The following is a 12,119-nucleotide window of genomic DNA, read 5'->3' as shown; positions in this document are numbered from 1 at the left end:
CTACCTCTGCGGGGTGTCCGGCAGGTCGATCACCTTGGTCTCGCCCGGGCCGGGCGGGACGTCGTCGGGGTTGGTCGGCCGGTCCGGCGCCGACGTCGCGGCGGCCCGACGGGCCCCGCTGTCGCCGTCGGTGCTCGACGCAGCCGACGCAGCCGACGCGGACGAGCCGCCGTCGGTGCCGTCCGGGCCGTCCGTGGCGCACCGCTCGGCGGACGACCCGGACAGGCCCAGGTCCCCGAGCAGTCCATCGACGAAGGCCTCGTCGCCGGGCCCGCAGTCGGTGCCGTCCCCGTGGCCACTGTAGCCGCCGTACCGGTGGCCGTTCCCGTGCCCCTGCTCGCTGCCGTGCCCGTCGCCGTCCCCGTGGTCGTGGGTGGGCGACGCGGTCGCGAAGCCGGCCCCCGTCCCCGCCAGCGCGAGGGCGACGGACGTGGTCATCGCCCCGCGTCCGACGACACGGGCGAGGTCGAGCGTGCGTTCGTCCTGGACCTGGTGGGCGCCCATCCGAGTTCCTCCTTCGGCGCGACCCTCGTGGTCCGTTCGGACCAAGATGTCTCGGTCACGCTGCGCGTCGGTCTCGTTGCGGTCACGACTTCAGGTCCAGGTGCCCCCTCGAGCAGGCATCCAACCCACCCCCGGCGCCCGCGTGGACGTTCCCGCCGGGGCGTCGCGGCCCTACCCTGCGCGGATGGCCGCGAAGGGGACGTACGTCGAGGTGCACCCACGCAACCCGCAGCGGCGCGCGGTGCTCGCCGCCGTCGAGCTCCTGCGGTCGGGCGGGCTCATCGCCTACCCCACCGACTCGTGCTTCGCGCTCGGCTGCGCCCTGGGCAACCGCGAGGGGCTCGAGCGCATCCGCGCGATCCGGCACCTCGACGAGCGCCACCACTTCACGCTGGTGTGCAAGGACTTCGCGCAGCTCGGGCAGTTCGTGCGCGTCTCGACGCCGGTGTTCCGCTCGGTCAAGGCGGCGACGCCGGGCTGCTACACGTTCATCCTGCCGGCGACGAAGGAGGTGCCCCGCCGCCTGCTGCACCCGCGCAAGAAGACGGTCGGCGTGCGCATCCCGGAGCACCCGGTGGCGGAGGCGCTGCTCGCCGAGCTCGACGAGCCGCTGCTGTCCTCGACGCTGCTGCTGCCCGACACCGACGAGCCGCTGACGTCCGGGCTCGAGATCCACGAGCGGCTCGGCAACCAGCTCGACGCGGTGCTCGACTCCGGCGAGTGCGGCACCGAGCCGACCACCGTGGTCGACCTGTCGGGCGACGAGCCCGAGCTGGTGCGCCAGGGCGCCGGGCACGGTTTCCGCTGGTAGGAGCCGCTCAGTCGCGGGGCAGGCGATCGACGGCCGCGCGCAGCGCGAGGTAGGCGTCCTCGAGCTCGGTGGCGGCGAGGTGCGCGCACGCCGTGCGCACCGCGGCGGCGACCTCGTCCATCGCCCGGCGCTGCCCGGGGATCGTCACCGTGCGGTCGTGGACGCTGAGCGCCGTGCGCAGCATGTGGTCGACGCGGCCGTCGCGGACCGCCGGCGGTGGCGCGGTGAGGTCGACCAGGTAGTCGAGCGCCGCCCGGGCCGCGGGCCCGAGCTCGGCGGGGAGAGACCCGGCGCCGCTGCCCGGGACGGCGGTGGCGGTCATCGCTCGGCTCCGGGCAGGGCGCTCGCGCGCCCGACGGCGGGATGGGTGTCGGTCAGCGTGATGCGCCGGTCGAGCGCGGTGAGCCGGAAGGGTCGGCACACGGTGCGGCAGCTCGCGACGACGACGAGCCGCACGCCACGGGCGATCGCCGCCTCGTGGGCGGCGGCCACGGTGTCGAGCCCGGTCGCCCCGAAGAACGTGACGCCCTCGAGGTCGCACACGACCGACGGCTCGTCGGCAAGGGCAACGGAGGCGGGGTCGCGGTCGTCGGCGACCGCGTCGAGCGCGGCGTGGAGGACCGTGGACAGGTACCGGGCGGTCAGCATGTCGACCTCGCCCAGGACACGGACCAGGACGAGCCCCGGACGGGGCTGCGTGGGCACGACGGTCAGGTCGCCGGCGAGCGTCCCGTGGTCGTCGGGGGGACACATGGAGGAGGTCACGAGGGGCCACCTCTTCCTCGAGTGCGGGGTGAGACCGCCGGCCTCGAGGAGGTGAAGCTGCGGGTGGCGAGTGCCACTCTGCCCGCGACGGTCGGTCGTGTCCACCCGGAGGCACGCCGCCGGCACGGGCGGTGATCGTCCGTTCAGCTCGTGGCCACGCCCCGGACGACCGTCGCCAGCGCCCCCACCAGCGCGAGGACCGTGACCGCGCGGCGGGCGGTGAGGGGGTCGAGCCGGCGGTGCAGGACGTCGCCGAGCACCACCCCGACCGCGAGGCCGGCGAGCCCCGTGCCCCACACCACGGGGGCCAGGACGGGCACGCCCTTGCTGAGCAGCGCCACGAGGTTGATGACGAGCAGCACGACCTGGGCGGTGGGCACGAAGACGTCGGTGCTCCAACGCTGCGCGAGCGCGTAGGCCGAGAGCACGGGGCCCCCGACCCCGGCCGTGACGTTGACGAAGCCCGCGAGTGCACCCGCGCCGAGCCCCGCCGCCGGCCCGCCCAGCCGGCCCGCGAGACCCGGCACCAGCGAGAGCACGACCGCGGCGGCGGCGAGCAGCCCGACCACCACGAGCAGCGGGCCCTCCGGCAGGGCGCCGACCACCAGCGCGCCGAGCGGGACCGCGACCACGGCGCCCGCGAGCAGGAGCCCCGTCGCGCGGAGGTCGACGCCGCGGTACGTGCGCAGCAGGACCACGAGGCACAGCACGACCTGCAGCGCGTTGCCGAACGAGACGCCGTCGCGGGCGCCGAGCACCGCGACGAGGAACGGGGCGCCCACCAGGGCGAGACCGAGACCGGTCGCGCGCTGGGTGACCGCCCCGAGCAGCACCGGCCCCGCGACGAGCGCCGCCGTCGCCGCCGCGCTCACGGGCGCGACGGGGACGGCGGCGTCATGCGGCCATGGTGGCCGTGGTGTCAGGACCTCACTGCACGGTCATGGTGAAGTTCACCGTGTCGCCCTCGACGCTCGTGACCTGCACGAGCACCGGGGCCGACTCGCCCGCGTCGGTGGCGGTGCAGGTGATCTGCGCGCCGACCTCGCCCTCGAGCGAGTCCGGGCAGCTCACCGAGCCGGGCGCCAGCCCGAACTCGCTCACGATCTTCTGCTCGACGTCGTCACCGGCGACCACGGGCGCGCCGAACGCCATCACGAAGGCGAAGACGGCCACGACGAGCACGACGAGGACCCCGACCACGATGCCGGCGATGCGGCCGGCGTGGCTCCTGCGCACGGGTGGTGGCGGAGGGTAACCACCGTATCCCTGGACGGGGGGTGGGCCGCCGTAGGGCATGGCGGCCGGACCCTGCGGCATCGACGGGTAGGGCATGCCGGCGGGGGGCGGCGGGGCGTACTGGGTCATGAGGACTCCCTAGTCAGGGCCGTGTGCGGCGAAACGGTGCGAGCGAGGTGGGGGTGGCTCTCGGCGCCCGGGGCGCCTCGGCCGACACGAGGAGCATAGAACACGGAGAGCGACGGGCAAGCGCGGGACCTACTCCATCAGAGGTATCTCAGAGTTCCGCCACGGATCACTCACGCGGCTCCCGCTCATCCGGCGCACAGCCTGCGCCCAGAATCCCGGCCGACCCTGGGACGTGGGCGCCGGAGACACCGCCGCCCGACGAGGAGGGCCGAGCCGTGAGCCTCGCCGAGACGGTCGCCGACGCCACCCCGACCACCCCGGCCGGCGTCGGCCCCGTCGGCTGGGCCTCCCGCCAGGGTGCCCGACGTCACCAGGCCGACGCCGCCGCCGCGCACCGCGGCCCCGGCGGGCGCCTCGCGGTGGTGGTCGCCGACGGCGTGGGCGACACGGACGCCGCCGGGTTCGCGGCGCGCCTCGTCGCCGACCACGCCGTCCGCGTCGCCGCGCTCGAGGGCCGGCCCGACACCGCCGTCCTCGCGGTGCACGACCTGCTGGTCAGCACGGGCGACCTCGTGTCCGGCGACGCGGCCGCGGTCGTCGCCCTCGCCCCCGGCGGCGGCGACCCGCGCTGGCGCCTGGCCTGGGTCGGCGACTGCCGCGCCCTGTCCTGGGACGGCCGCACCCTGCGCACGCTCACCAGCGACCACACCATCGCCGCGACGATGCGCGCCGCCGGCCTGAGCGTGCACCCGCGCCTCGAGCACGTGCTCACCACGAGCGCCCGCACCGTCGGGCCGGACGGGGTGGGCACCGCCGTCGCGACCGACCCCGGGGTCCTGCTGCTGGTCAGCGACGGGGTGCACCGCAGCGTGCCCGGCCCGGCCCTCGCGGCCGCACTCGCGGCGGGCGGGAGCGCCCGCGAGCGCGCCGAGCGGGTGGTGGAGCTCGCCGAGGCCGCGGGGGCGACGGACAACGCCACGGCGCTGGTGGTCGTCGGCTGATCAGCCCGCCGGGTGGACGGGCAGGGTGAGCCGCAGCCGCGCCCCCTGCTCGGTGTCGACCGCGCGCAGGTCACCCCCGTGCGCGCGGGCGAGGGCGCGGGCGATGGGCAGGCCGAGCCCGGCGCCGCCGGCGTCCCGGGTGCGGGCGTCGTCGAGGCGCACGAGGCGGTCGAAGACGCGCTCGCGGTCCGCGGCCGGGATCCCGGGACCCTCGTCGACCACGTCGAGCACCGCCCGCGGGCCGTCGCGGGACACCGCGATCCGCACCGTGCCCTCGGGCGGCGAGTGCCGGCGGGCGTTCTCCAGGAGGTTGGCGAGCACCTGCGCGATCCGCCCGGGGTCGGCGTGCACGGGCGTCGGCGTCCCGTCGACCCGCACGGTCAGGCCGGGCGCGAGCAGCGCGACGCGGTCGGCCTCGGCGGCGGCGAGCGCGGCGAGGTCGACCTCGCGGCGGTCGAGCGGGGTGCCGTCCTCGATGCGCGCCAGCTCGAGCATGTCGGCGACCAGGGCGCCCGCCCGCCGGGTCTCGCGCACCAGCGTGGTGGCCAGGCGCTCCCGGCGCTCGAGGTCGCCGTCGGGGTGGCGCACGAGCGACTCGGCCAGCGTCTGCACGCCGGTGATCGGGGTGCGCAGCTCGTGCGCGGCGTCGGACAGGAACCGCCGGGTGCGGGCCTCGGACCGCTGCGCCTCCGCGGCCGCGTGCTCGGCGCGGGCCTGCGCCGACTCGAGCTCGTCGAGCATCGCGTCGAAGGCGGCGGCCGTGCGCCCGAGCTCGGTGTCGGTGCGCTCCGGGTGCAGCCGGCGGCCGCGGTCGCCGGCGGCGATGTCCCGGGCGAGGGCGGCCATGGCGTCCAGCGGGCGCAGCGCCACCCGCACGCCGCCGAGCAGCGCCACCGCGACGACCGCCAGCCCCACCGCGCCCACCCCGGCCATGACCACCCGCAGCCGCGCGAGCACGGCGTCGTTCTCGCCCGGCTCGGTGTCGAGCACGAGGCGCGTGCCGTCGGGCACGGCCACGACCCGGTCGAGGTCGCGCGGACCGGGCCGTCCCCGGCCCCCCGGCGGACCCCCCGGCGGCCCGCCCCGCGGCCCGTCGTCCGCCGTCCCGGCGATCCGGGTGCCCGCGGCGTCGAGCAGCTCCGCCCGGATGCCCTGCCCGTCGACCGCGTCCACCAGCGCCGGGCCGGTCGTGCCGCCAGCGACGAGCAGGCCCGCGCGGGCGGCCCGATCGTCGAGGCGGCTCTGCTGGTCGCGGCGCAGCTGGGCGTCGAGGCTCAGGTCGACCGCGACCCCGATGACGACCAGCGCCACCGCGACGACGAGGAGCACGAGGACGGTGACGCGCGCCCGCAGCGACCGCGCCGCCGTCCAGCGCCGCGCCACGTCTGCCGCGCCCGCCGCGGTCACGCGTCCTCCCCGGGCACGGGACGCAGCGCGTAGCCGAGACCGCGCACCGTGTGCACGATCCGCGGCCCGTGCGCCTCGAGCTTGCGGCGCAGCGCGCTGACGTGGACCTCGACGAGGTTCGGGTCGTAGGCGTCGTACCCCCAGACCTGGGTGAGGATCTGGTTCTTGGTGACCGTGCGGCCCCGCTGCTCGGCGAGGTAGCGCAGCAGGCGCAGTTCGGTGGCGGTCAGGTCGAGGACCGTGCCCGCCCGCGTCGCCGTCCCGGCCTCGTCATCGACGACGAGGTCGCCGACGGTCATCGCCGATGGCACCCGGCCGCGGCGGCGCAGCACCGCGCGCACCCGGGAGACGAGCTCGGCGAGCAGGAACGGCTTGACGACGTAGTCGTCGGCGCCGGTGTCCAGCCCGCGCAGCCGGTCGTCGAGGCCGTCGCGGGCGGTGAGCATGACGAGGCCCGCGTCGCTGTGCCCGCGCACCACCGAGAGCAGCCGGAAGCCGTCGCGTCCGGGCAGCATCACGTCGAGGACGACGAGGTCGGGGCGGAAGCCGTCGAGCAGCTCCTCGAGCCCGTCGCCGTCGCCGCGCCCGAGCGCGCGGAAGCCCGCGTCGTCGAGTGCCTCGACGACCGACTCGCGGATCGCCGCCTCGTCCTCGACGACGAGGACGCGCGCTGCCGTTCCCCAGCTGCTGGCCACCCTCTGATCCTGGCCCGCCGCTCCTGAGCGGGACCTGAAGACCCGCGGCGCGCGGGGGTGCTTCAGGTCCGGTTCAGCCGCGCTGCCCATCGTCGACGGCATGAGCGAGACACCGCAGTCCGGCACCCCCGACGACTCGACCAGCCCGACCGACACCCGCGACACCTCCTCGCTGGCCTCGGAGCCCCCGACCCGCTGGCAGCGCAGCCGCGACCGCTCACGGCCGTCGAGCTGGAGCCGCCGCACGGCCGTCGTGGTGTCCGGCGTGGTCGGGCTCCTCGTCGGCGCCCTGCTGTGCGGGATCGTGCTGGCCACGACGCTGGGTGGATCGCACGGCGACGGACCCCGCGACCGCGGGCCCGGCGTGAGCGCCGACGGCCGCGGACCGGACGGCCAGGGCGGGCCCGGGGGTCCGGGTGGCCCCGGCGGACCGCGGGAGGGTCGTGGCGGTCCGCGCGGCGGGGGTGCCGCCGGCTCCGGGGGTCCGGTGATCGTGCAGGTGCAGCCGGGCGCGACCGTGCAGGTGGCGCCGGGCGCGACCGTGGCGGTTCCGGGGGCGCCGGGGCAGCCGGCCCAGCCCACCCAGCCCCAGCCCACGCAGCCGGGCCAGCCCACCCAGCCGGCCCAGCCCGCGCCGACCCAGCCCGGGCAGCCGGCGCCGCTGCCGGGCTGAGCCCCGCGGCGGGGTGGGTGCAGTGGCACCGGTCACAACGGTGAACGTGATCGCTGCCCAGGCTCACCCCGCCGTGTGAGGATCGGGGCGTGTCCGATGCGGGGGTGGTCCTGGTGCGCCGTGCGCACGTCGACCTCCTCCGCGTCACGTCGGCCGGGTGTCGTCGCCCCCGCCGCTGACCGTCCACGTTCCGTCCGGTCGCGGGTCCCCTCCCCGGCCGGGCATCGCTGTGCCCCGATCGCCGACGCGCGGGCCCGCTCCCCCTCCACCGAGGACCCCCCGTGCGCGCTTTCCTGCTCTTCGCCCTGGCGGGCCTGATCGCCCAGCTCGTCGACGGCTCGCTGGGCATGGCCTACGGCGTCACGTCGACGTCGGTCCTGCTCGCGGCCGGCACCGCCCCCGCCATCGCGTCCGCCTCCGTCCACCTCGCCGAGGTCGGTACGACCCTCGCCTCCGGCGCCTCCCACTGGCGCTTCGGCAACGTCGACTGGCGTGTCGTCGGGATCCTCGCGATCCCCGGGGCCGTCGGCGCGGTGCTCGGCGCCTACGTCCTGGTCAACCTCACCGAGAGCGCCGAGCCCTACATGGCGCTCGTCCTGCTCCTGCTCGGCGTCTACGTGCTGCTGCGCTTCAGCTCGCGGGCCGTCGCGAAGCGGGTCGTCTCCGGGCCGCGGCCCGGCGGCAAGTTCCTCGGCCCGCTCGGGCTGATCGCCGGCTTCCTCGACGCGTCCGGGGGCGGCGGCTGGGGCCCGGTGGCCACGTCCAGCCTGCTCGCCTCCGGTCGTCTCGAGCCCCGCAAGGTGGTCGGCTCGGTGGACACCTCGGAGTTCGTCGTCGCCCTCGCGGCCAGCATCGGCTTCCTGCTCACGCTCTCGCAGGAGAGCATCGACTACACGGTCGTCCTGGCCCTGATGGTCGGCGGCGTGATCGCGGCGCCGTTCGCGGCGTACATCGTGCGGCTGCTCCCGGCCCGCGTCCTGGGCACCGGCGCCGGCGGCCTGATCGTCCTGACCAACGCCCGCACGTTCCTCAACGGGATCGACGTGCCGACGGGCATCGTCACCACGGTGCTGATCGTGCTGGCGGTGCTGTGGATCGGGGCGATCGTCCTGGCCGTGCGCAGCGCGCGCCGCGAGCGCGAGCTCGCCGAGCCGGCCATTGGCGCTGTGCGCTCGTGAGCGCTTGTCCGTGCCCGGGCACGGACAAGCGCGCACACGACCGGAGGTCAAACTGTGCCCGTGCGCGCGCTGTTCGACCTCCCCGCCGCCTACCGGCCCTCCGACGCGGACCGCGCCTCGCCGGTGCCGCCCGTCGAGGCCGTGCTGTGCGACTTCAGCAACACGCTGTTCCGCATGATCGGCACCGACGAGTGGCTCCGGCGGGTCGCCGCCGACACCGGGCGCACGCTCGACGACCCCGCCGCCGTGCTCGCCGCCCTCGACGACGCGGCGGCGGAGCCCGAGGTGGCCGCGGCCCAGGTGGGGCGCGACCTCGACGCCGACGCCCACCGGCACGCGATGCTCACCTGGTTCGCCCGCGTCCCGTTCCTCGCGGGCATCGAGGAAGCGGCGCGGGAGCGCGTCGTCGCCGAGGACTCGTGGGTGCCCTACGGCGACACCGGCACGTTCCTGGAGGCCCTCGCCGACCGGGGCGTGCCGGTGGGCGTGGTCAGCGACATCGGCTGGGACATCCGCGGCCACGCCCGCGCCGCAGGACTGCTCGACCTCGTGGGCACCTGGGTGCTCTCGTGCGAGGAGGGCCGCGAGAAGCCGGCGCCGGAGCTGTTCCGCACCGCGTGCGAGCGCCTCGGCGCCGACCCGCGCCGCACGCTGATGGTGGGCGACAACCCCGTGCGCGACGGCGGCGCCGTGGCCGCGGGCCTGCGCGCGTTCGTGCTGGCCGGCGAGCAGCGGGAGCGCGAGCGCGGACTGGGCGACGTGCTGGCGCTGGTCAGCGCACGCGCGTGACCCCGGGCGCGACGAGCTCGCGCACGGGCGCCCGGGCCCGCGTGGCGCGCCGGACCCAGCCGCCGACCACCTGCGCCACCGACCAGCCCTCGGCGGCCACGAGCCCCGCGATCGCGGCGTCGCCGGCCCCGAGCGCGACCTCCGCCTCGTCGAGGACGTCGACGAGCCAGCGCTCGCAGCGGCGCACCACCTCGTCGCCCGGGACGCCCGGCGCCGCGAGCGCCCGCCCCAGGTCGAACGGCTCGGACTCGAAGGGGCCCGCCGGGACCTCGTCCTGGTGCACCATCACGCCTCCCGTGATCACGGACGCGAGCGACGCTACCCGGGCCCACCGACACCGCGGCCCGGCGACAGCGGGAGCCCTCACTCCTCGTCGGCGATGCCGATCTGCCGGCGCAGCTTGGCCACGTTCCAGCGGTACTGCCCCGACGGCAGCGTGATCTCGGGCCGCACCTGGCCGTCCTTGACGTAGCGCTGCAACGTGCGCGGGCTGACCCCGAGCGCCCGCGCGGCCTCGGGCGTCGACACCAGTTCCGACGGCGGCATGCGCTCACCCTATGTCGCCGGTGTCGTCCCCAGAACGCCCTGACGCGTCTTTCCTCGATGGCGCTCCTGTCGTCGTTGTCGCCGTCGTCGTCTACTCTCGGCGACATGGACGACATCGGCGACACCCGAGCCGGTCCGCGGCGGTACCGCCTCGACGCGCGGCGCTTCCGCGGCCCCCTGCACGCCCCGGCGCGCAACGACCACGAGCAGCACGAGTCCGACGACCTGGCGGCGCTGGTCGAGCTGGCGCGCAGCCTCGTCGCCGAGGGGTTCACCGCCTGGATCTACGAGAGGAGCCGCAGCGCGGTGCCGTGGCCCGAGGCGTGGGACCTGCGCCTGGTCACCCAGCTCGATCCGGACCGAGCGCGAGACTGACGCGCAGCCCGCCGCCCGGGGCCTCCTCCAGCCGCACGCCGCCGCCGTGCCGCGCGGCCTGCTGCGCGACGAGCGCCAGGCCCAGCCCCGAGCCCGGTCCGCCCGCGGTGCTCCCGCGCACGAACCGCCCGAGCACCGCCTCCCGCTCGTCGGCGGGCAGCCCCGACCCGTCGTCGTCGACGGTGAGCACGACGCCGCCCTCGGGCCCCCGGTGCGCGCCCAGCACCACGGTGCCCGCCTTCCCGTGGCGCACGGCGTTGACGACGGCGTTCGCCAGCGCCATCCGCAGCCCCTCGAGCGCCGCGCGCACCGCCTCCGGGGTCTGCGCGTCCGGCTCCTCGACCACCACCGCGAGCGCGGGGTGGGCGCGCCGGGCGTCCTCCGCGGCCAGCCGCAGCACGTCGGTCACCCCGACGGCCTCGCCGCCGCCGGCGTCGGGCAGGTCGCCGGCCGCCAGCTGCCCGAGGGCGGTCAGCGTCGCCTCCACGCGGGCCTGCGCGCGCAGGAGGTCGTCGAGCACGGCGTCGCGCTCGGGCAGGTCGGGGTGGGCGCGCAGCACCTCGAGGTCGGTCCGCATCGCGGTCAGCGGGGTGCGCAGCTCGTGGCGGGCGGCGGCGGCGAAGTCCCGCGCGGCGTGCAGCGACGCCGTGCTGCGCTCCTGCTCGGCGTGCAGCCGGGCGAGCATCGCCGACAGTGCGTCGGCCAGCTCCTCGGACTCGCGCGAGCCGTCGGCCCGCACCGCCGTGGTGGTGTCGTCGAGCGCGGCGGCCTGCGCGGTGAGCCGGCGCATCGGGCCCACCGCGCGCCCCGCGAGCAGCCACCCGAGGCCCGCGGCGAGCGCGACGGCGGCGACGCCGACGCCGGCGACGAGGCGTTCGCGCTCGGCGACCCGGGCACGGGTGTCGTCCTCGGTGGCGCCGACGGTCACCAGCGAGCCCGGCGTGGGGCCGGGCGCGGTGCGGATGCGGTAGTCGACGCCGTCGACGGTCACCGAGGTGGGGATGCCGACGGGCGAGAGCGGCATCTCGGGCCCGCTGACCCGCCGGACCGTGCCGGCCGGGCCCCGCAGGGTGACGGCGAGGTCGGCGCGGGTCGAGGCGAAGGAGCCGAGCACCGCGGGCGAGCCGGGGACGAGGCTGCGGTCGAGCCGCTCGGTCTGCTCGCGGGCCAGCAGCACCGACGCGAGCACCCCGACGAGCACGACGATCACGGTCGCCGAGAGCGCAGAGGCGAGGGCGACCCGCAGCCGCAGGGAGGGCGAGCGCCTCACCCGCCCTCCCGGAGCACGAAGCCCACCCCGCGCACCGTGTGCACCAGCCGGGGCGTGCCGTCGGCCTCGAGCTTGCGGCGCACGTAGCCCACGAACACGTCGACCACGTTCGTGTCGGTGGCGAAGTCGTAGCCCCACACCAGCTCGAGCAGCCGCTCGCGGGTGAGCACCACCTCGGCGTTGCGGGCGAGGACGACGAGCAGCTCGTACTCGCGCTTGGTCAGGTCCACGGCGCGCTCGCCCACGTGCACGGTACGCCGGGCGAGGTCGACGCGCAGCGGGCCGACGGCGATCACCTCGCCGAGCTCGGACGTCGTCGCGGGCGCGGCCTTGGCCCCGCGCCGCAGCAGGGCCTTGAGCCGCGCCACGAGCTCGGCGAGCGCGAACGGCTTGACCATGTAGTCGTCGGCGCCCGCCTCGAGGCCGACGACGCGGTCGTCCACGGTGTCGCGGGCCGACAGCACGCACACCGGGACGTCGTGGTCCATCGCGCGCAGCGCCGACACGACCGCGACCCCGTCCATGCCGGGCAGCCCGAGGTCGAGGACGACGGCGTCGGGCACCCGCTCGTGCACCGCGCGCAGCGCGCCCGGCCCGTCCTGCGCCGACCGGACCGCGAACCCCGAGAGCCGCAGGCCCCGCTCCAGCGAGGCCCGGACGTCGGCGTCGTCGTCGACGACCAGCAGGTCGGGGGTGGGCTCGCTCATGGGCGCGGATGGTGCCAGGGCCCGCGGCAGGGG

At 76.9% G+C, this 12,119-nt stretch carries 17 protein-coding genes; 6 read left to right on the top strand and 11 right to left on the bottom strand.

Features of this window, described 5'->3' with window-relative positions; genetic code table 11:
- Positions 1-504 (bottom strand): hypothetical protein, encoded by a 504-nt coding sequence (locus ACQPX6_RS02975; RefSeq protein WP_433785322.1) that lies wholly within the window; start codon positions 502-504, stop codon positions 1-3.
- A 184-nt stretch (positions 505-688) separates the two neighbouring features.
- Between ACQPX6_RS02975 and ACQPX6_RS02970 the strand changes: the two genes are divergently transcribed.
- Positions 689-1,315: an L-threonylcarbamoyladenylate synthase gene (locus ACQPX6_RS02970; protein ID WP_433785321.1), complete on the top strand. Its 627-nt coding sequence runs from the start codon at positions 689-691 to the stop codon at positions 1,313-1,315.
- 7 nt (positions 1,316-1,322) lie between these two features.
- Here ACQPX6_RS02970 and ACQPX6_RS02965 read toward each other — a convergent pair whose 3' ends face one another.
- The 4 genes from ACQPX6_RS02965 to ACQPX6_RS02950 all read right to left on the bottom strand — a co-directional run bounded on the left by ACQPX6_RS02965 (position 1,323) and on the right by ACQPX6_RS02950 (position 3,316).
- The gene (locus ACQPX6_RS02965; RefSeq protein ID WP_433785320.1) at positions 1,323-1,637 is read right to left on the bottom strand and encodes a hypothetical protein; all 315 of its coding nucleotides are present in this window, start codon (positions 1,635-1,637) and stop codon (positions 1,323-1,325) included.
- Positions 1,634-2,080, bottom strand: a complete 447-nt coding sequence (locus ACQPX6_RS02960) for an STAS domain-containing protein (protein ID WP_433785318.1) — start codon at positions 2,078-2,080, stop codon at positions 1,634-1,636. The genes ACQPX6_RS02965 and ACQPX6_RS02960 overlap by 4 nt, the downstream gene beginning before the upstream one ends.
- 143 nt (positions 2,081-2,223) lie before the next feature.
- Entirely contained in the window at positions 2,224-2,952 is a 729-nt protein-coding gene (locus tag ACQPX6_RS02955) for a sulfite exporter TauE/SafE family protein (RefSeq protein ID WP_433785317.1), read from the bottom strand.
- Positions 2,953-3,007: 55 nt separating this feature from the next.
- Positions 3,008-3,316 carry a DUF4333 domain-containing protein gene (locus tag ACQPX6_RS02950; RefSeq protein ID WP_433785316.1) on the bottom strand — a complete coding sequence of 103 codons (309 nt, stop codon included), beginning with the start codon at positions 3,314-3,316 and terminating at the stop codon, positions 3,008-3,010.
- A 404-nt stretch (positions 3,317-3,720) separates the two neighbouring features.
- Here ACQPX6_RS02950 and ACQPX6_RS02945 point away from each other — a divergent pair, with 404 nt between their 5' ends.
- Positions 3,721-4,446: a PP2C family protein-serine/threonine phosphatase gene (locus ACQPX6_RS02945; RefSeq protein WP_433785314.1), complete on the top strand. Its 726-nt coding sequence runs from the start codon at positions 3,721-3,723 to the stop codon at positions 4,444-4,446.
- On the opposite strand, the gene ACQPX6_RS02940 is transcribed toward ACQPX6_RS02945, so the two are convergent.
- Both ACQPX6_RS02940 and ACQPX6_RS02935 read right to left on the bottom strand, forming a co-directional pair.
- Positions 4,447-5,853: an ATP-binding protein gene (locus tag ACQPX6_RS02940; RefSeq protein WP_433785313.1), complete on the bottom strand. Its 1,407-nt coding sequence runs from the start codon at positions 5,851-5,853 to the stop codon at positions 4,447-4,449.
- A complete protein-coding gene (locus ACQPX6_RS02935) occupies positions 5,850-6,548 on the bottom strand; it encodes a response regulator transcription factor (RefSeq protein WP_433785312.1) in 699 nt (232 codons plus the stop codon). Before ACQPX6_RS02935 ends, ACQPX6_RS02940 begins: the two co-directional genes overlap by 4 nt.
- A 100-nt stretch (positions 6,549-6,648) precedes the next feature.
- Here ACQPX6_RS02935 and ACQPX6_RS02930 point away from each other — a divergent pair, with 100 nt between their 5' ends.
- From ACQPX6_RS02930 to ACQPX6_RS02920, 3 genes are all read left to right on the top strand, one after another.
- Positions 6,649-7,221, top strand: a complete 573-nt coding sequence (locus ACQPX6_RS02930) for a hypothetical protein (protein ID WP_433785311.1) — start codon at positions 6,649-6,651, stop codon at positions 7,219-7,221.
- A 281-nt stretch (positions 7,222-7,502) separates the two neighbouring features.
- Positions 7,503-8,399, top strand: a complete 897-nt coding sequence (locus tag ACQPX6_RS02925) for a sulfite exporter TauE/SafE family protein (protein WP_433785310.1) — start codon at positions 7,503-7,505, stop codon at positions 8,397-8,399.
- Between the two features lie 60 nt (positions 8,400-8,459).
- Positions 8,460-9,188, top strand: coding sequence for an HAD family hydrolase (locus ACQPX6_RS02920; RefSeq protein ID WP_433785309.1), 729 nt, complete (start codon positions 8,460-8,462; stop codon positions 9,186-9,188).
- On the opposite strand, the gene ACQPX6_RS02915 is transcribed toward ACQPX6_RS02920, so the two are convergent.
- Together ACQPX6_RS02915 and ACQPX6_RS02910 are read right to left on the bottom strand one after the other, a co-directional pair.
- Entirely contained in the window at positions 9,172-9,474 is a 303-nt protein-coding gene (locus ACQPX6_RS02915; RefSeq protein ID WP_433785308.1) for a hypothetical protein, read from the bottom strand. The two genes, ACQPX6_RS02920 and ACQPX6_RS02915, sit on opposite strands and share 17 nt — an antisense overlap.
- Positions 9,475-9,551: 77 nt before the next feature.
- The gene (locus tag ACQPX6_RS02910; protein ID WP_433785306.1) at positions 9,552-9,734 is read right to left on the bottom strand and encodes a MerR family DNA-binding transcriptional regulator; all 183 of its coding nucleotides are present in this window, start codon (positions 9,732-9,734) and stop codon (positions 9,552-9,554) included.
- A 105-nt stretch (positions 9,735-9,839) separates the two neighbouring features.
- On the opposite strand from ACQPX6_RS02910, the gene ACQPX6_RS02905 reads away from it, so the two are divergent.
- The gene (locus ACQPX6_RS02905) at positions 9,840-10,109 is read left to right on the top strand and encodes a hypothetical protein (RefSeq protein ID WP_433785304.1); all 270 of its coding nucleotides are present in this window, start codon (positions 9,840-9,842) and stop codon (positions 10,107-10,109) included.
- On the opposite strand, the gene ACQPX6_RS02900 is transcribed toward ACQPX6_RS02905, so the two are convergent.
- Positions 10,075-11,379: a HAMP domain-containing sensor histidine kinase gene (locus ACQPX6_RS02900; RefSeq protein ID WP_433785302.1), complete on the bottom strand. Its 1,305-nt coding sequence runs from the start codon at positions 11,377-11,379 to the stop codon at positions 10,075-10,077. The two genes, ACQPX6_RS02905 and ACQPX6_RS02900, sit on opposite strands and share 35 nt — an antisense overlap.
- Positions 11,376-12,086: a response regulator transcription factor gene (locus tag ACQPX6_RS02895; protein ID WP_433785300.1), complete on the bottom strand. Its 711-nt coding sequence runs from the start codon at positions 12,084-12,086 to the stop codon at positions 11,376-11,378. The genes ACQPX6_RS02900 and ACQPX6_RS02895 overlap by 4 nt, the downstream gene beginning before the upstream one ends.
- Positions 12,087-12,119 lie beyond the last annotated feature (33 nt).

Origin of the sequence: Actinomycetospora sp. CA-101289, from assembly GCF_050955895.1 — a bacterium.
Taxonomy (GTDB): Bacteria; Actinomycetota; Actinomycetes; order Mycobacteriales; family Pseudonocardiaceae; genus Actinomycetospora.
Note: the sequence above shows the minus strand (reverse complement) of the source record. Positions and strands in the feature narration are given on the sequence as shown.

Bases quoted from the DNA above. Each gene is read 5' to 3' on its own strand.
- ACQPX6_RS02975 (WP_433785322.1), bottom strand. From the start codon at position 504: ATGGGCGCCCACCAGGTCCAGGACGAACGCACGCTCGACCTCGCCCGT.
- ACQPX6_RS02970 (WP_433785321.1), top strand. From the start codon at position 689: ATGGCCGCGAAGGGGACGTACGTCGAGGTGCACCCACGCAACCCGCAG.
- ACQPX6_RS02965 (WP_433785320.1), bottom strand. From the start codon at position 1,637: ATGACCGCCACCGCCGTCCCGGGCAGCGGCGCCGGGTCTCTCCCCGCC.
- ACQPX6_RS02930 (WP_433785311.1), top strand. From the start codon at position 6,649: ATGAGCGAGACACCGCAGTCCGGCACCCCCGACGACTCGACCAGCCCG.
- ACQPX6_RS02915 (WP_433785308.1), bottom strand. From the start codon at position 9,474: ATGGTGCACCAGGACGAGGTCCCGGCGGGCCCCTTCGAGTCCGAGCCG.
- ACQPX6_RS02910 (WP_433785306.1), bottom strand. From the start codon at position 9,734: ATGCCGCCGTCGGAACTGGTGTCGACGCCCGAGGCCGCGCGGGCGCTC.
- ACQPX6_RS02905 (WP_433785304.1), top strand. From the start codon at position 9,840: ATGGACGACATCGGCGACACCCGAGCCGGTCCGCGGCGGTACCGCCTC.
- ACQPX6_RS02895 (WP_433785300.1), bottom strand. From the start codon at position 12,086: ATGAGCGAGCCCACCCCCGACCTGCTGGTCGTCGACGACGACGCCGAC.